We start from the raw sequence: 16,022 nt of genomic DNA, 5'->3' as shown, positions 1-16,022 counted from the left end.
TTACCATGACTGCCGCTGGATCCGCTGCTACCGCTACTGCTACTGGATCTCCTTTTACCATGACTGCCGCTGGATCCGCTGCTACCGCTACTGCTACTGGATCTCCTTTTACCATGACTGCCGCTGGATCCGCTGCTACCGCTACTGCTGCTGGATCTCCTTCTACCGCTACTGCCACTAGACCCACTACTTCCTGAAGAACCTGACCGAAGACGTCTACCTAGTGGTCCGCGAATTCCTTTGCTCCGGCTGGAACTTTGTCTACCACTGGACCCCCTGCTACCACTGGACCCGCTGCTGGATCTCCTTTTACCATGACTGCCGCTGGATCCGCTGCTGCCGTGACTGCTGCTGGATCTCCTTCTACCGCTACTGCCACTGGACCCGCTGCTACCGTGACTGCTGCTGGATCTCCTTTTACCGCGACTGCCACTGGACCCGCTGCTACCGCTACTGCTGCTGGATCTCCTTTTACCATGACTGCCGCTGGATCCGCTGCTACCGCTACTGCTGCTGGATCTCCTTTTACCATGACTGCCGCTGGATCCGCTGGATCCGCTGCTGCCGTGACTGCTGCTGGATCTCCTTTTACCATGACTGCCGCTGGATCCGCTGCTGCCGTGACTGCTGCTGGATCTCCTTTTACCATGACTGCCGCTGGATCCGCTGCTGCCGTGACTGCTGCTGGATCTCCTTTTACCATGACTGCCGCTGGATCCGCTGCTACCGTGACTGCTGCTGGATCTCCTTTTACCATGACTGCCGCTGGATCCGCTGCTACCGCTACTGCTGCTGGATCTCCTTTTACCGCTACTGCCGCTAGATCCGCTGCTTCCGGACTTATGCTTTTTCCCTTTGGATTTAGGGCCTTTGTTGCCACCGCGCGATTTAGATTTCTTCCCTTTATGCTTTGCAACGACTTCTTTCGGATTATTATCTAAAAAGGCTAACACTCCATTTTCTTTCGCCTGAGCTAATAACTGGTCCATGTCCAACTTTAATACCATTTTTTCACCACTTCCAAAAATAAGTATTTTCCTTTCTAACTTATGGGAAAAACATCGGGATTGACATGGACATTTATATATTTTTAATAAAATTCCCCCATTTCTTTGCCAATTCCCATTTTTCCAAACTGCACATTTACCTAGTAGCAAGCATACAATTCTAAAAAATGAATTTTTTAGGGGTATTAAAGTGCTTAAATATGAAATCTTTATTAATCCAAAAATACTAAAAAATTTAGAACAGGATATTTGGACTGATGATCCTGTGCCCGCAGTCCTGAAAATCGAGGGAAATCAATATGCCATTAACCTAGCTTATCGAGGGAATGTCATTAGAAAAAAGAAAAAAAAATCCTATCACATCCTTTTTCAAAAGCCCTATATGGTCAATGGAGCCCATGAAATCCATCTTAATGCAGAGTTTTCGGATATTTCACTAAGCAGAAACAAGCTTGCCCTGGATTTTTTTCATTCCTTAGGAGTGATTTCACCGAGCTCAAAGCATGTTCTTCTTTTTATAAATGGATTTTGTAAAGGGATTTATTTAGAGCTGGAATCTTTCGACAAATACCTATTGAATAAAAGAAATCTGCCACAGGGTGCAATCATTTACGCCACCAATTATCATGCAAATTTCTCCCTTACCACTCCAAAAAATAAATTAAAAACCAGCTTAGACCAAGGGTACACAGTAAAGAATGGATCCGAAAAAGATCTTGCAAGACTAGAAGAGTTTATTGCAAAGGTTAATACATTAAATAATGATGAATTTGAAAAAGAAATCCCTAAATTTCTGGATATCGATCAATATGTAAAGTGGTTGACAGGAGTCGTTTGTACGCAAAATTTTGATGGGTTTATTCATAATTATGCTTTATATCATAATGGTAAAAGCAATCTTTATGAAATGACTCCCTGGGATTATGATGGTACTTGGGGAAGGGATCTTCACGGACGGAAACTAAGCCATGAATTCGTGCCCATTTCTGGTTACAATACATTAACCAGCAGACTTCTCAATCTCCCTCCATTTAAAGAAAAGTATTTACAAACCCTTTCATCTGCCTTAGAAAATCAATTTACAGTTAAAAAACTTGAACCCATTATCACAGACCTTTTCAATGTACTAAAGCCCTATATAAGCCTAGATCCCTTTTTAACCATAAATGAACAAACTCTTGAAAAAGAAAAATTATACATTGTAAGGTTTATTAAAAAACGAAATTCTTACCTCAAAGAACAGATGATGACGTTTATATAGGCAAAGTAAAGTATATGGCAAGTTCCATATACTTTTTTTTGCCTATTTTTCCGGTAATTTGCAAAAACAGGCACCTATAATAGTACAACATCACCCCGTGATACATATAGATGCAGTGTAAATGTTTATTTAATTTTAAGGAGGAAAATGGTGGTATGAATAGGGAAATTATGAGTAATTTTGTCGGTAAAACCATCAAGGTTGATAGACATGGGCCAAATTCTAGAGTCGGAAAATTAATGGAGGTTTTTGATGACGGATTTATCTTATTAACGGAAAAAGACGGCATTCTGTACTACAATATGCAGCATGTCAAAAGTATTACAGAAAGCACTCAGGATAAAATTGATGCTGGCGTAGATGCACCAGAAGGGTTTGAATATAAAAAGGCAAATACCTTCTTGGATTTGTTAAAAAGCATGCAATATCAATGGGTACACATGAATCGTGGACCTGAAAGTATTGAAGGTGTGCTTAGTGAGATTAATTCTGAATATGTAGCCATTATTGTGAAAGATGAAATTGTTCGCTTCTCCATGTTCCATATTCGAAATATCAGCTACGGCCTAAAAGTAGAAAATACGAATGAAGGCGAAAAAGGATCTGATGAGAAGGGCAAAGAAGATAAAGGCAAAAATAACGAAAAGAAAAAATAAAGCGTTGTAACTCGTCGCTTCTCTTTTCGGAGAAGCGACAATTAATCCCATAAGGAGGATTTATGAATGAGCCAAGATCGATTTTCATCTACACTAGATTTATTAAAAGGCTTTAGTGTAAATCTTTATGTAGGTGAAGAAATAGTCAAAGGAAAACTAATGGGCGTAGAAGAAGATCATGTAATATTAGAAAACGAAAATAATTACATTTTTTATTATAGTCTAGATAAAATTCAAGCCATTACAAAAAACACCAAAGAGTTTCAAAGTGAGGAAATTTCAAGTGAATATGTAAAAACCACCCGCTTAACAGATTTATTAGCCTCATTAACTCATTCTTGGGTAAGCATTCTTTGTTTAAATAAACAAACGTTTAGCGGAATTGTAAATGAAGTGGATTCCGATTTTGTTACATTAGTTAGCGATGAAGAAAGGATTCTAATCAAATTATCCCACGTCTCCAATATTGTAAAGGGAATAATTGAAGATAACTCAAGTAGTTCAGATTCAGATTCCGCTTCAGATTCAAATAATGAAGAACAAAGTGAAACGGAAGTAACAAAACAGGATGAGGAAGTAGAGAATAGTTCTAACGAATCAATAGACATTGTCGAGGAAGTAACAGCAATCGAGGAAGTAATAGTTGTTGAGGAAGAAGAAAGCATGGATATTTCCAGTCTCCCTGTCATTGATAATTCCTCGGCTATGGTTTGGTCACAATCCATTAAACCGAAAAGTATTGAGAAAGAGGAACCAACCAACAAACAAACAAAATCATCCAAAAGCAAACGTGATACTTCTTCATCCAAAGAAGAAAAAAGTAAGCAAAACAAACGTTCTAACAAGGAACAAAAAAGTTCAAAATCTAAGAGTTCCTCCAAGAAAGAAGTTTCTCAAACAAAGGTCGAAGAAGTAAAAACAAATAAAGAAACAACTGCCTTAAAATTTAGCGATACAGCAAATATCTTCGGCTCAGTGAAGGAAAACAAAGAGTCAAAGAAAACCACGGATCCGAATGTAAAGAACACTCAAAAGAATGAGGAAAAACGCCTTACCCGTTTTGCAGGCGAACCGATTACACGTAATAGTAGCGAAGGGGCTTTCCCATTCGCCGGCTGGCCAAATAGGAGAAATAGAGCGAACCGATTCTAATCCCACAACCTCTATCCAGAAAATTCGAGATGAAAAACAACATATTTCTCTTCCATGTCAATGTCCCTTACAGCATCCTAAAGAAATCCTTACAAAATGATTTGGACTGGTCTTTTCAAGGTCATTTCCTTAAAACTAGTCCATCTCATCTTGTAAATTGCAGGTCCCATGAAAGGATGTGATTTTATGAATTTAAAAGAACATATCGGAAAATATATAAAACTAGAGATTTCAGGTAAAAAATTTTTAAGTGGGATGCTTATCGACATTGGAAGCGATTTATGGGTCCTGTTTGATGGTTATGATTATTTATATATTCCCACTGTCCATATCCAAAATTGGGAATTTCTTGATGAGGATGAAATTGATGAGCTTTATCATTCTTCAGAACCATCCCCGATTTATAATCATAACGAAGAAATATCTCTTCGCAAGACGCTTACTTCTGCAAAAGGAATTTTTACCGAAATCTATGTAACTGGAAACAAAGCATTGCATGGATATATTATTAGCATCATGAATAATTATTTCATTTTTTACTCCCCAATTTATAAAACAATGTTTATTTCCCTCAACCATCTAAAGTGGTTAATTCCTTACTCTGAAAACCAACGTCCTTATGGGCTTAGTAACGCAAATTTCCCTGTGAATCCTTCAAACATCTCCTTTGCAAGGTCCTTTGAGGTGCAAATTGAAAAGTTAGTCGGAGAATTAATTGTTTTTAATATGGGAGAAAGTGAGCATTTTATAGGGAAAGTTCAAGGGATTAAAAACAATTTTGTGGAAATTATTCGAGCTAAAGAGGATCCGGTGTATTTGCATCTACAGCATATTAAAACCGTTCATATGACCTAAAATCTTTAAACGGAGTGTCTTTTCAGGACACTTTTTTTTGAAAAAAAACGGACTGATTTAGTCCGCTTTTTACCTTCATAATGATTTTACTTATTTTTTAGATAAACAGTTTCTGATTTTTCACTAACCCGAAAGGATAATAGTTCAAAAGTGATTCCGTATAAAAAGGTTACTAAAATGACGGAGCCAATCATATCAAAAATGACATGCTGCTTCACGAATAATGTGGAAACAATGATTAAGGTCCCGATAATATTTATACATAAAGTATTGAGTATGTGTTTTTTCTTTATATGAAGCGAAGCAAGCATAATGGTAAAAGTGGTCAGGACATGAATGCTTGGAAAGCAGTTAACTGGCTGATCATTCGCATAAATCCATTCCACAAGGTTAACGATAACAGTATTCCCTGTTAGCTCTGGCCTTGGCACGGTCGTTTGGAAAAAGAAATAAACGACAAAACAAATAAGCTCTGCGGCCACAATAAGGATTAATGTTTTTAGATAAACCTTTGTGTCCTTAAAACAAAAGTAAACTAAATAACAGAAAATATAGCCATACCAAACAATATAGGGAATGATAAATATAGGTAGGAAAGGAATTGCCTGGTCAATGGATGTGGATATATCTACTGCTTTATGTGTCCGTTCATTTAAAATCTGATAAACGACAGCCAATAAAGGAATTACTAACAATAAAAGCAAGTAGGGAGCTTTTTTTATAGCTATTTTCATTTTTATTCCTCCCTTTTTATAGATTGGTAGTCCATCTTTATAATGCAATAGACCACTAGTTTATAGTATCATAATCACAGCGTTTATGCATAATTTTCCCAATTAATCTATTGTTTAAGGATGAAAAAATGGTAAAAGAAAAAGGACGAAACGCAGGTGGGCACCTTTGTTCGGTCCTTACGTTTGATGGTTTGAATGATTATTGTTAAAGTCTAAAAATGAACTTCAGTTAAACTTAATTTTAACATTTTTTCCTCACAATTTAAAATGATAATCGGTTCTTTAAAGTTTCTGTATCCTGAATGAACTGATTTATTAATTCTTGAACCGTTAAGCTTTTTGCTAATCGGGGGCTTTGACCCGCCCAAAGAGAGATAAATTCCGGGTTTCCGTATAAAGAGGATGCTTTGCGGATCCCTTTTGTCAGCTCATTTTGAATCGGATATGGCGGCAATTCATGCTCATTTTTTTTCATTGTTTCGATAAACCGGTTGTTTACTCCTCTTGCCATTTTTCCTGAAAAAGCTTTTGTTAGTACTATCTGATCTTCTGAAGCTTTGATAATGGCTTCTTTATGTAGAGGAGAAGCTCCACTCTCTTCACATACGAGGAACGCGGTTCCCAATTGAACGGCATGTGCTCCGAGACATTTTGCAGCCAATGCTCCCCTTGCATCCATAATCCCTCCGGCAGCGATGATTGGAATGTTGATCTGGTCGGCTGCTTGAGGAATTAGTGATATTAAACCAATTAGACCTTGCTCGGCGTTATTTTCGAAGGTGCCGCGGTGCCCTCCTGCCTCGCTTCCCTGCAAAACGACAAAATCCATACCAGCCTGTTCATTTAGGATGGCTTCATGAACAGTAGTCGCTGTGCCTGCGACGATGATTGAATTATTTTTCAAATGGCCGATGATTTCTTGGGACGGCAATCCAAACGTAAACGAACAAACCGGCACTTGTTCTTCCATAACGACCCGTACCTGTTCATGAAAAGTATCGAGGTCTTTTTCGAAAGTTGGTATTTTAGGAGTGAGTGCCACATTTAACTCCTTTTCTATAGGACTGAGAAGTTCTTTTGCTTTCTTTATTTTTTGCTCCTCCTGTTGATAGTTTGATGGGACAAATAAATTAATTCCGAAGCTTTTGTCGGTTAATTGCTTTACTTCTTGTATTTGCTCTCGAAGTTGACTTGGAGTGAGATAACCGGCACCAATCATACCAAGTCCCCCAGCATTTGAGACAGCCGCCACTAATTTTGAGGTGGTTGGTCCCCCTGCCATTGGAGCTTGAATGATTGGATATTGGATACCTAACCCATTTGTTAATTCATTTTGCCACATGATATCTTCCGCCTTTCATAATATAATAAACATAATTGGTGACGGGCACCGTCCGTGGACAAATCGATTGGTTTGTCCGTGTGGAGTGACACCGGATGAGTATTAGGATGGGGTGTGATGAAATGGAGCGAATTATTCTTTTTGATGGTGTATGTAATTTATGTAATCACAGTGTGCAGTTTATTATCAAGAGAGACACATCCGGAATATTTAAGTTTGCATCCATCCAAGGAGGAACGGGAAAACGAATTGTAACGAAATATGGTCTTGCTCCGGATCTCGATAGCTTTATTTTAATTGAAAAGGAAAAGGTTTACATTAAATCGACTGCCGCATTACGGGTTTGCAGCGGACTCAAAGGCGGATGGAAGTTGTTCGCCATCCTCATGATCGTCCCAACGTTTATTAGAGACTACATTTATGATATCATAGCGAAAAACCGCTATAAATGGTTTGGTAAGAAAAATAGCTGCATGCTCCCTTCACCGGAGTTGAGAGAGAGGTTTTTGGATTAAAAAACGCCTGAATCTAACCCATAGAATTCAGGCGTTAACGCTTTACGCTTTAATTTTTGTATTGGTTGCATATAACTCCACTGCTTCTTTAACAGAAAAACTATTATGAACAATCGAATGAATCGCCTGGATCATCGCGAGCGGATATTCGGACTGCCAAATATTCCTCCCCATATCCACCCCGACTGCTCCCTGCTCCATTGCATTATACGTAATCTCGAGTGCTTCGCGGATTGTATCAAACTTCGGTCCCCCGGCAATCACAATCGGTGCCGGGCACTTGCTTGTTACCTCTTCAAAGTTTTCACAGTAATAGGTTTTAACAATATCTGCGCCCATTTCGGCGACAACCCTGGAGGCTAATGCCAGAAAACGAGCATCGCGTTTTTCGAGTTCTTTCCCGACCGCTGTGATCCCTAAAACCGGGAGCCCGTAATCATGGGCATTGGTGACAACATGAGCAAGATTCGTAACGGTTTGCGTTTCGTAATCAGAGCCAATAAAAACGGAAACCCCCACACCGACCACATTATGGCGAATTGCCTCTTTCACAGAGGTGACAACCGTTTCATTTGCCAGATCCTTTCCAAGCGTTGTCGGTCCACCGGATACACGCAAGACCATTGGTTTATCTGTATCATCAGGAATACAGGCAGCAAGTGTTCCTCGGGTTAAATAAAGAGAATCTGTATAGGGAAGGAGATCCTTTACGGTTTCACCAGGCTTTTCTAAGCCCCTGATCGGACCCAAAAAGTAACCATGGTCAATCGCCAGCATGACGGCTCTTCTATTCGGTAAAATTTTATTTAAACGATTTTGAAATCCCCAGCTCATTCGTAACACACTCCTCTATTTAATAATGGGATTCGGTATATTCACAGTGTCCCGTTTCGCAATATGCGGGGACTTTATAAACACAGCCTTAAACAGTTGCTCCGATTGATTGATCAAATAATGAGAATCATGCGGTCGGCATTGAATCATATCTCCCGGCTTTGCCGGAACATGGTCTCCATTGATATAAAAATCAATTTCCCCTTCTAAAATATAGAAAATTTCTTCGCAAACGGTATGATAATGGGTTTGAAAGTCCTGACCCGGTTTTAATACTACAACTCCCACATCCACATTAGGACCCTTCGTTAAGTACTTCGGTCCGTTGTCTCCAAACCGGTATTCAAAGTCGTTCTCATTGACCTTCTTCATACACTTCACCCCCCTTTAAAAATTTAATCCAATCCAGGTGCTTTCCACATATGAATGGTTAAACCACGGTCGGCTAAGATTAACTGTTCTTTATAAACACGTCTCCATTTTTCATAGATTTTAAGATAAAGCCTATGATTTTCTAAATTCGGTTGATAGGTCCGCTCCCACTTCACTACCTGTTCGGCTGCTTTTTCAATATTTTCATAGAGTTCGGCCCCGATTCCTGCATATAAAGCCGTTCCTAAAGCGGCGGCTTCTTTTACCACCGGAACCTTCACTGGAATACCTAAGACATCTGAAAGTGTTTGGCTCCAAAGCCTTCCCTTTGAAGCTCCGCCGGCAAAAATAACCTCTTTCGGGTAGGTACCTGTCGCTTCTTCAATTAGTTTAAAGTTTCCTAGTGTGATTAAGGCTGCATTTTCTTGAAGGGATTTAAAAAGTTCTTTTTTTCCAGTTTTTTGAGGATCAAGTGTGAGGTTTATAAAGGATGGAGCGGCATGCCGCCACGAACCAAAATTCATCGTATCGGAAAAAATCGGGATAATTCCATTCGAGCCTATCGGTACATCTTTTGCTTTTTCTTCTAAAATCTCATAAGTGTCACGGCTAGTTGCCGCTGCTTCTGCTTTTTCCAATTCACAAAAAGCATCACGGAACCATCTCATTACAAGGCCGGGAAAAAAGGCAATCGTTTCAAGCTGCCATAGATGGGGAACCGCATGGCAGTTCACCCGGATTCGTCCTCCCTTATCTACCAAGGGTTGCGAGACATTAACTTCTTGCTGCCAGAAGGAACCGCCTGAAACCACCGTTTGCCCTTCCAATACCGCTCCTACTCCAACAGACGCCATTTGTGCATCTCCGCCGCCTGAGACAATCAGGGTTCCAGGAGATAGTCCGGTTAAGGCAGCTGCCTCATCTGTCACTGCCCCTAAGACGGTTCCTGCCTCATTCACTGGTGGAAATAGGTTCTCTTTAATTCCGCATAATGCAGCCGCTTTTCTTTCCCAATACCGTTTCTTTAAATCAAAAATACCTGTCGTGCATCCATTTGAAGGGTCGACCTGAAGCTTGCCAGATAGTTTAAAAAGAATCCAATCATTGATCATCGTCATCGCGGCTGCTTTTTCATAGATTTCCGGTAAATGATTTTTGATCCATAACAGCCGTGGCAATGCACCAAGAGCGAACATTTGCCCGGATAAGTTATAAATCTCTTTTTCTAATCCTGAATTTCGTTCTTTAAGCTCCTTTACTTCTTCCGATGCCCTTGCATCCACATTGGCACACGCCCAAATCTCTTTGCCTTGAGGATCATAAAGGACAATTCCTTCACGCATGGCTGTTGCGCTGATAGCTTTGATATTCTTTGCCTTTATGCCAGTGTCTTTTAACACATTACGAACACATTGGATAACTAAGCCCCAGTTGGTTTCCCAATCAAAGTCCATTGACCCGGGGAATCGTTTATCCGCTAAATGTTCCCATTCGAATTGCGATACCCCGATTTGATTTCCAAACAGATCAATTAATACCGCCCGAATACTGCCTGTTCCGGCATCAAAGGCGAGAATGTAGTCCATTTGAATTCTCCTCCATATTAGGTTTTAAATTTTGCACACCGCCTACAAGAAATATATCCGCAATTTTTTTAAAAAGAACTGGATTCACTGGTTCCTTTAACAAGTGAAAAAAACCCTGTATGATGGATACAGGGCTTTAAGCAAATAATTGGCAAATTAATTTAAAAAACAAGGATCATTAAAATATACAATTTCAGAAAGAATTTTGGTTCCTTTAAATTTTTTGAAAGCTTCCATTGCTTCCTCTTCTTTTTCATATTCAAACATTTTAATATTTTCCATCGAATAAAGAGTGATGACCCACATTTTGAAATCCTCCAATTAAAAATATATTTGATGCTGGTAAAATTAGATGAAACTGGCAAAGCATATGGAATGGATGTCACATCATTTTTTGATTAAAAGTTTATATTACATCGTTCAATTGCTGAATTAATTTTGTCAGATCCATTGTTTTCAGGACATCAGCCGCTTTTTCAATATCTTTAGAGAAAAGTCGGTCCTTTTTAATAGAAGGAACGATTTCTCTCCCCTTTTCGTAAAGTATTCTTGTTTGTGTAGCCATTTTTTCAACACCACGGTATTCTACAGCCTGCATGGCACAAATCCATTCAATCGCAAGGACTCTTCTGGTATTTTGAATAATTTGATGAGCATGTCTTGAACCAATGGTTCCCATACTTACATGGTCCTCTTGGTTTGCAGAGGATGGAATGGAATCCACGCTTGCAGGGTGTGCCAATGTTTTATTTTCAGATACAAGTGCTGCTGCCACATATTGCATAATCATCGCACCGGATTGTAATCCTGGCTCTGGGCTTAAGAATGGCGGCAGGTCATTTAATTGCGGATTGATTAGTCGTTCAATCCGACGTTCTGAAATATTGGCCATTTCCGCAACAGCAATTTTCATAAAGTCCATGGCAAACGCAATCGGCTGACCGTGGAAGTTACCACCAGAGATCACTTTCTCGCCGTCATCAAAAATTAATGGATTATCGGTTGCTGCATTCATTTCGATTTCTAATTTTTCTTTTACATAATCAAGCGCCTGCCATGAAGCCCCGTGTACCTGAGGGATACAACGGAGTGAATAAGCATCTTGCACTCGAAGCTCGCCTTGTTGTGTTGTCAGTAAGCTGTCACTTAAATAACTGCGGATTCTTGCTGCTGTATCAATTTGCTGCTGGTAGCCGCGAGCCACCTGGATGGATTCATCGAAGGCATCGATAATTCCATTTAATCCTTCTATAGTCATCGAAGAAATAAGCTCACTTCCATAGGCAAGCTGTTCTGCTTCTAAGTAACCGACAACGCCCATGGCGGTCATCGCCTGGGTTCCATTGATGATTCCTAATCCTTCTTTCGCTTCTAATGTTATAGGTGTAAGTCCTTCAATTTGGAAGGCTGTTAGAGAATCCATCCGGTTTCCTTGGTAAAATACTTCTCCCTCACCAACAAGAACTAATGCCAAATGAGAAAGCGGCGCTAAATCACCACTTGCACCAAGTGAACCTTGTTGCGGAATAACGGGAATAATATCGTGATTTACAAGCTCTAACAATCTCTCAATGACAACTGGACGAACGCCGGAAAATCCTTTTAACAAAGCATTGGCACGAAGAAGAACCATGGCTTTTGCGACATCTTCCGGGAATGGTTCACCGACGCCGCATGCATGTGAACGAATTAAGTTCAGCTGAAGGTCTTGAACATCCTTTTGATCAATTAATACATCGCTAAATTTACCAAAACCGGTTGTAATCCCATAGATTACTCTTCCTTCTGAAACGATTCGGTCTACTGCTTCCCTGCTCTTTTTTACTGCTTCCATACTTTTATCCGATGCTTGAACCTTTTGACCACCGTATAGTACTTCTTTCATTTCTTTTAATGTTAAACCTTGACCAGTTAACGTAATCACACCAATCTCTCCTCTACCACTTTAGTAAAATAAAGAAAGAGGCTGGATTCCATTTCACTTAGAATTGGAGTCCAGCCTCTTTGATAACCATTATTAAATGTTGAACGATTTTTTTTCGATGCCTCATGAATAATCAATCCCATCTTTATATTCTTGAATTTCATTATTATTCTATGTGATGCTATCCTGTCTGTCAATGGAATTTTCTGAATTTTAGCACAATAGTGCTTTAGCAGAACAGAATATGATAGGCTCTAAAAGCAAAATACCTTAATTGGACGGGAAAATCGTCCCATGCTTCTACACGGAAGATACTAAGTTAATCGAAACTATTTAATTGACCTTAACATATAGTCCAAAAACAAAAGCACTCAAATCGAGTGCTTTGTTTTTTGCATGTTATTATGATTTTTGATAATTCAAATCCCAAGTAATTCCAAAATGGTCCGTTACTTTCGCATACTTCGCTCCCCAGAAGGTATCCTGGAGTTCCATGTAGACCTTCCCGTTCTCACGTAAGGCATCATACAATCGTTGAATTTCCTCTTCGCTTTCTAAATCAAGTGCCAACGAAATGTTATTTCCCTTATTAATCGCATTTCCTGGAAAGGCATCAGATGCCATAATGAATAAATCATCTTTTTTGAATTGCGCATGAATCAGAAGATTTTGAGCCTCTGGAGAATTATTATAGCCTGACTCCCCATAGGTTTGGGCGTTTAAAATTTCCCCTTGAAACACTTCACGATAGAATTCCAAAGCTTCCCTGGCATTGCCATCAAACATAAGATACGGTGTGATTTGGCCCTTCATTTAGACACTCCCTTTATATGATCTTGGAAACGATTTCTTCCCTGTCCACAATATATCATTTTTTACTTCGTATGGCATTTACAAACATGTTATATGCCTTTAAAAGATTCCTTATGAAAATTACCAATATGTTTAAAAAGCTGTTTCCCGTCCTTGGGTAATTTTTCATTCGGGGAGAGCTGTATGTACATGGCTTGATAGGTTTCTGGAACCCAAATATAACGATGAATATAGTCCGTTAAAGTAAAACCATTCTTTTTCCAAAAATGAATCCTATCCTGATTTTCAACAGTCATCTCTGACTCGACCTCAATCATAATGCTATCAAATCCCTCTTCAGCCATCGCCCAGTCCTTTATGTAATGGATCACTTCAGAACCAATCCCCCGACCCTGATGATCAGTGTCAACGGCTATGTAATCAATCACAAGGGCATTTATTCCCTGTAATTTTCCGGTGAGTGCCAGTCCGACGGGTAGATCTTGTTGTAAGGCAACATGGAGGAAGCAAATTTGCTTACGGAACATGTTACGGATAACCTTTTCTGGTTTCGCTCCTTTATCCCCAAAGGCTTCTTGATAAATAGGACTTACCTTATTCCAGATTCCTTCATCCCAACGATCAATAGTCTCAAAATCCACTTAAGTCTCCTCCGTCAAAATAATATTGATTCCATCTTAGCCGATTTCATCAAAAAAAAGAACCTTTGAGTACGTCTCAAAGGTCCAAAGTAAAGCTTAGTGGTCAAGGCTAAGCTTCAGTTTAGGAGGTCTAAACTCAGAAGAATTTAAACAACTCAATAGTAACATTTTCGAAATTTTCTTTCAACAGTTTAAAGTGTAAAAGTAATTGAAAATTTAAAATAAATATATTTTACTATGATTTTAACATTTGTATGGAATTTTAATATTAACCTCGGCTTTATCTTAATATTCCATTTTTCTGTAATATCTTCTAAGTTCTAATGGGTGGTTTCTTTCACGCTCCAGGTAGACGCTAATCCGGCCAGTTAATGCCCAGTTTAAATTTACAGCAAAGTGTTTTCTGAATTCCTCACTAATGCCCTCAAGTGGATAGTCTTTCGTATCAATTATGAATAATTCATTTGTTATTTTTTCAGCAAATCGTTCAACACGATCAACCAATGGACGAGTTTCATCTTCGCCTTTGAACAAAATGACACTGGTGTCGTCCTCAACAAGCTCAAGTGTACCGTGGAAGAATTCAGCTGCATGGATCGATTTAGACTTAATCCATTGCATTTCCTCTAAAATACACATGGCGTAGGAATAGGTATTCCCCCATAGGTTCCCTGCACCGACCAACATATGATAGTCTGTATCTTTATGTTTGATCGCAAATTGTTCCGCCCGGGAATCGAAGGCTTTTAATGCATTGACAATGCCTTCTGGCAGCAGGGCGATTTCTTTGGCAAATTGCTCGTATTGCGCGAATTCATCGTTGTTATGGATAAACCGGAATGTCAACAGTTGTAGATGAAGGAAGAACGTATCGAACGAATGCTTCTCATGCCCTGTTGAAATGCAATATTCAACGGTTTCAGCAAGTGGTGAACCAGGTTCAGCGACCAAACCAATGGTGGTGGCCCCCTTCTCCTTACAGAACTCGGCTGCTGCTACCGTTTCTTTTGTTGTTCCGGTAACAGATGCAAAAATACAAACTGAATCCTTTGAAAGATGGCGATTATTCATCACTAATAATTCTGCAGCAATTTCTGCATGAACCTCTACGGTTGAGTTCGATTTTAGGATATATTCGAATGGGTACATCATCGCAATCGTTCCGCCAGATCCGATAAGGAAGATATTTTTATAGCCTTTTGCGGAAATTTCATCTACTACTTTTTCAATTTCTTCTCTTTTCTCCACTGCTTCGTTTCCAACATATTCTAAAAAAGTATCGTGTTCAAATTTTAACATGAGGATCCCTCCAAATTTCATTTGATATTATTTAAGACTTCCAGTCTAACTTAATAAGGAACCTTCCACATGTACCTTCTGGTGCTTAATGGATGGTTACGGACTTCCGCTAGCTCCCCTGCATACTGTCGTAAAACGGTTTGTAATACAAGTGGTGCAATATACCCTTTTACACTTTCGGCAATACCTGTTAAGTCAAAGTCTTTGGCATCAAGGACAATCACTCTCTCACCATAACGTTGGGTAAATTCTAATGAACGCTCTTCCAATGGACGGGTTTCATCTAAGCCAACTAATTGGATAATAGGTACCTCTTTATCCAAAATTTCAAAGGGACCGTGGAAGTATTCACCGGCATGTATCGCATGGGAATGGATCCATTGCATTTCCATCAGCAGGCAGATCGCAAACCAATAGGCAATCCCATAGTTGGCGCCGCTGCCCATCGTGTAAATAATTTTTTCATCCTTATAGGACTCAGCAAATTCTTTCGCTTGGGCCAAAGTCTCTTCTTTTGCCTTGTTTAAAAGCGGTCTTAGATTTTCTAAGGAGGACAGGATATCATTAAATTTTTCATTGCCTTCCTTTTCTGCTAACAGGCCAAAAACAAGTTCAAGCATAATGGCAGGGGATTCGTTCACATAATTTGAGTCTTCCTGATCATGGTAGACGATTACATTCTCAGAAACCTGGGCAAGCGGTGAATCAGCATCAAAGGTTAGGGAAATAGTTAACGCACCCTTTTCACGAGCAAAACGTGCAGCTTCCACCGTTTCGGGTGTTTTTCCATGATGTGAGCATAAAATCACCAGCGAATTTTCGTTTAATTTCTTCGGATTACGATGGACAAACTCATTGGAGCTGTAAAGATCAGAATCAATCGTCTCGCTTTCCCGGTCCAGCACATATTTGCTTGCATACATAAGGGAGGAAGAACCTCCGCATGCGACGAAATAAACACGGTCAATATCCCTTTCCTTCAACACATCTAACGCTTTTTGTACATCTGCTAACATCTTGTATCCTCCTTA

General features: G+C 39.6%; 17 protein-coding genes. 5 read left to right on the top strand and 12 right to left on the bottom strand.

Going from position 1 to position 16,022, the window contains the following annotated elements; translation table 11 throughout:
- Positions 1 to 220 precede the first annotated feature (220 nt).
- Positions 221 to 880 carry a hypothetical protein gene (locus J2Y67_RS13645; protein WP_310174878.1) on the bottom strand — a complete coding sequence of 220 codons (660 nt, stop codon included), beginning with the start codon at positions 878 to 880 and terminating at the stop codon, positions 221 to 223.
- Positions 881 to 1,197: 317 nt separating this feature from the next.
- Here J2Y67_RS13645 and J2Y67_RS13640 point away from each other — a divergent pair, with 317 nt between their 5' ends.
- From J2Y67_RS13640 to J2Y67_RS13625, 4 genes are all read left to right on the top strand, one after another.
- Positions 1,198 to 2,268 carry a CotH kinase family protein gene (locus tag J2Y67_RS13640; RefSeq protein WP_310174876.1) on the top strand — a complete coding sequence of 357 codons (1,071 nt, stop codon included), beginning with the start codon at positions 1,198 to 1,200 and terminating at the stop codon, positions 2,266 to 2,268.
- Between the two features lie 155 nt (positions 2,269 to 2,423).
- Complete coding sequence (locus tag J2Y67_RS13635; RefSeq protein ID WP_310174875.1) at positions 2,424 to 2,924, top strand: hypothetical protein; 501 nt, start codon at positions 2,424 to 2,426, stop codon at positions 2,922 to 2,924.
- 66 nt (positions 2,925 to 2,990) lie between these two features.
- Positions 2,991 to 4,076, top strand: coding sequence for a hypothetical protein (locus J2Y67_RS13630; protein WP_310174873.1), 1,086 nt, complete (start codon positions 2,991 to 2,993; stop codon positions 4,074 to 4,076).
- 186 nt (positions 4,077 to 4,262) lie between these two features.
- A complete protein-coding gene (locus tag J2Y67_RS13625) occupies positions 4,263 to 4,931 on the top strand; it encodes a DUF2642 domain-containing protein (protein ID WP_310174871.1) in 669 nt (222 codons plus the stop codon).
- An 86-nt stretch (positions 4,932 to 5,017) separates the two neighbouring features.
- Here J2Y67_RS13625 and J2Y67_RS13620 read toward each other — a convergent pair whose 3' ends face one another.
- Together J2Y67_RS13620 and J2Y67_RS13615 are read right to left on the bottom strand one after the other, a co-directional pair.
- On the bottom strand, positions 5,018 to 5,665 hold the full coding sequence (locus J2Y67_RS13620; RefSeq protein ID WP_310174869.1) for a phosphatase PAP2 family protein: 648 nt from the start codon (positions 5,663 to 5,665) through the stop codon (positions 5,018 to 5,020).
- A 262-nt stretch (positions 5,666 to 5,927) separates the two neighbouring features.
- A complete protein-coding gene (locus J2Y67_RS13615) occupies positions 5,928 to 7,007 on the bottom strand; it encodes an NAD(P)H-dependent flavin oxidoreductase (RefSeq protein WP_310174868.1) in 1,080 nt (359 codons plus the stop codon).
- A 122-nt stretch (positions 7,008 to 7,129) separates the two neighbouring features.
- Between J2Y67_RS13615 and J2Y67_RS13610 the strand changes: the two genes are divergently transcribed.
- Entirely contained in the window at positions 7,130 to 7,522 is a 393-nt protein-coding gene (locus J2Y67_RS13610; protein WP_396954077.1) for a thiol-disulfide oxidoreductase DCC family protein, read from the top strand.
- 42 nt (positions 7,523 to 7,564) lie between these two features.
- Here J2Y67_RS13610 and lsrF read toward each other — a convergent pair whose 3' ends face one another.
- The 9 genes from lsrF to J2Y67_RS13565 form a co-directional block, all read right to left on the bottom strand.
- A complete protein-coding gene (gene lsrF / locus J2Y67_RS13605) occupies positions 7,565 to 8,356 on the bottom strand; it encodes a 3-hydroxy-5-phosphonooxypentane-2,4-dione thiolase (protein ID WP_310174866.1) in 792 nt (263 codons plus the stop codon).
- A gap of 15 nt (positions 8,357 to 8,371) precedes the next feature.
- Positions 8,372 to 8,728 (bottom strand): cupin domain-containing protein, encoded by a 357-nt coding sequence (locus J2Y67_RS13600; RefSeq protein WP_310174864.1) that lies wholly within the window; start codon positions 8,726 to 8,728, stop codon positions 8,372 to 8,374.
- Between the two features lie 23 nt (positions 8,729 to 8,751).
- Positions 8,752 to 10,314, bottom strand: a complete 1,563-nt coding sequence (gene lsrK, locus J2Y67_RS13595; protein ID WP_310174862.1) for an autoinducer-2 kinase — start codon at positions 10,312 to 10,314, stop codon at positions 8,752 to 8,754.
- A gap of 156 nt (positions 10,315 to 10,470) precedes the next feature.
- The gene (locus tag J2Y67_RS13590) at positions 10,471 to 10,620 is read right to left on the bottom strand and encodes a hypothetical protein (protein ID WP_310174861.1); all 150 of its coding nucleotides are present in this window, start codon (positions 10,618 to 10,620) and stop codon (positions 10,471 to 10,473) included.
- A 100-nt stretch (positions 10,621 to 10,720) separates the two neighbouring features.
- Positions 10,721 to 12,238 (bottom strand): histidine ammonia-lyase, encoded by a 1,518-nt coding sequence (hutH, locus tag J2Y67_RS13585; RefSeq protein ID WP_310174859.1) that lies wholly within the window; start codon positions 12,236 to 12,238, stop codon positions 10,721 to 10,723.
- Between the two features lie 402 nt (positions 12,239 to 12,640).
- Positions 12,641 to 13,051, bottom strand: coding sequence for a VOC family protein (locus J2Y67_RS13580; RefSeq protein WP_310174857.1), 411 nt, complete (start codon positions 13,049 to 13,051; stop codon positions 12,641 to 12,643).
- 89 nt (positions 13,052 to 13,140) lie between these two features.
- On the bottom strand, positions 13,141 to 13,692 hold the full coding sequence (locus tag J2Y67_RS13575; protein WP_310174855.1) for a GNAT family N-acetyltransferase: 552 nt from the start codon (positions 13,690 to 13,692) through the stop codon (positions 13,141 to 13,143).
- 285 nt (positions 13,693 to 13,977) lie between these two features.
- On the bottom strand, positions 13,978 to 14,991 hold the full coding sequence (locus J2Y67_RS13570) for an SIS domain-containing protein (RefSeq protein WP_310174854.1): 1,014 nt from the start codon (positions 14,989 to 14,991) through the stop codon (positions 13,978 to 13,980).
- A gap of 50 nt (positions 14,992 to 15,041) precedes the next feature.
- On the bottom strand, positions 15,042 to 16,007 hold the full coding sequence (locus tag J2Y67_RS13565; RefSeq protein ID WP_310174852.1) for an SIS domain-containing protein: 966 nt from the start codon (positions 16,005 to 16,007) through the stop codon (positions 15,042 to 15,044).
- Positions 16,008 to 16,022 lie beyond the last annotated feature (15 nt).

It is taken from the genome of Neobacillus niacini, assembly GCF_031456445.1.
GTDB classification, from domain to species: domain Bacteria; phylum Bacillota; class Bacilli; order Bacillales; family Cytobacillaceae; genus Neobacillus; species Neobacillus niacini_I.
Note: the sequence above shows the minus strand (reverse complement) of the source record. Positions and strands in the feature narration are given on the sequence as shown.

Coding starts and splice junctions, on each gene's coding strand:
- J2Y67_RS13610 (WP_396954077.1), top strand. CDS start 7,130: ATGGAGCGAATTATTCTTTTTGATGGTGTATGTAATTTATGTAATCAC.
- J2Y67_RS13600 (WP_310174864.1), bottom strand. CDS start 8,728: ATGAAGAAGGTCAATGAGAACGACTTTGAATACCGGTTTGGAGACAAC.
- J2Y67_RS13620 (WP_310174869.1), bottom strand. CDS start 5,665: ATGAAAATAGCTATAAAAAAAGCTCCCTACTTGCTTTTATTGTTAGTA.
- J2Y67_RS13635 (WP_310174875.1), top strand. CDS start 2,424: ATGAATAGGGAAATTATGAGTAATTTTGTCGGTAAAACCATCAAGGTT.
- J2Y67_RS13630 (WP_310174873.1), top strand. CDS start 2,991: ATGAGCCAAGATCGATTTTCATCTACACTAGATTTATTAAAAGGCTTT.
- J2Y67_RS13565 (WP_310174852.1), bottom strand. CDS start 16,007: ATGTTAGCAGATGTACAAAAAGCGTTAGATGTGTTGAAGGAAAGGGAT.
- lsrK (WP_310174862.1), bottom strand. CDS start 10,314: ATGGACTACATTCTCGCCTTTGATGCCGGAACAGGCAGTATTCGGGCG.
- J2Y67_RS13625 (WP_310174871.1), top strand. CDS start 4,263: ATGAATTTAAAAGAACATATCGGAAAATATATAAAACTAGAGATTTCA.
- lsrF (WP_310174866.1), bottom strand. CDS start 8,356: ATGAGCTGGGGATTTCAAAATCGTTTAAATAAAATTTTACCGAATAGA.
- J2Y67_RS13590 (WP_310174861.1), bottom strand. CDS start 10,620: ATGTGGGTCATCACTCTTTATTCGATGGAAAATATTAAAATGTTTGAA.
- J2Y67_RS13580 (WP_310174857.1), bottom strand. CDS start 13,051: ATGAAGGGCCAAATCACACCGTATCTTATGTTTGATGGCAATGCCAGG.
- J2Y67_RS13615 (WP_310174868.1), bottom strand. CDS start 7,007: ATGTGGCAAAATGAATTAACAAATGGGTTAGGTATCCAATATCCAATC.
- J2Y67_RS13570 (WP_310174854.1), bottom strand. CDS start 14,991: ATGTTAAAATTTGAACACGATACTTTTTTAGAATATGTTGGAAACGAA.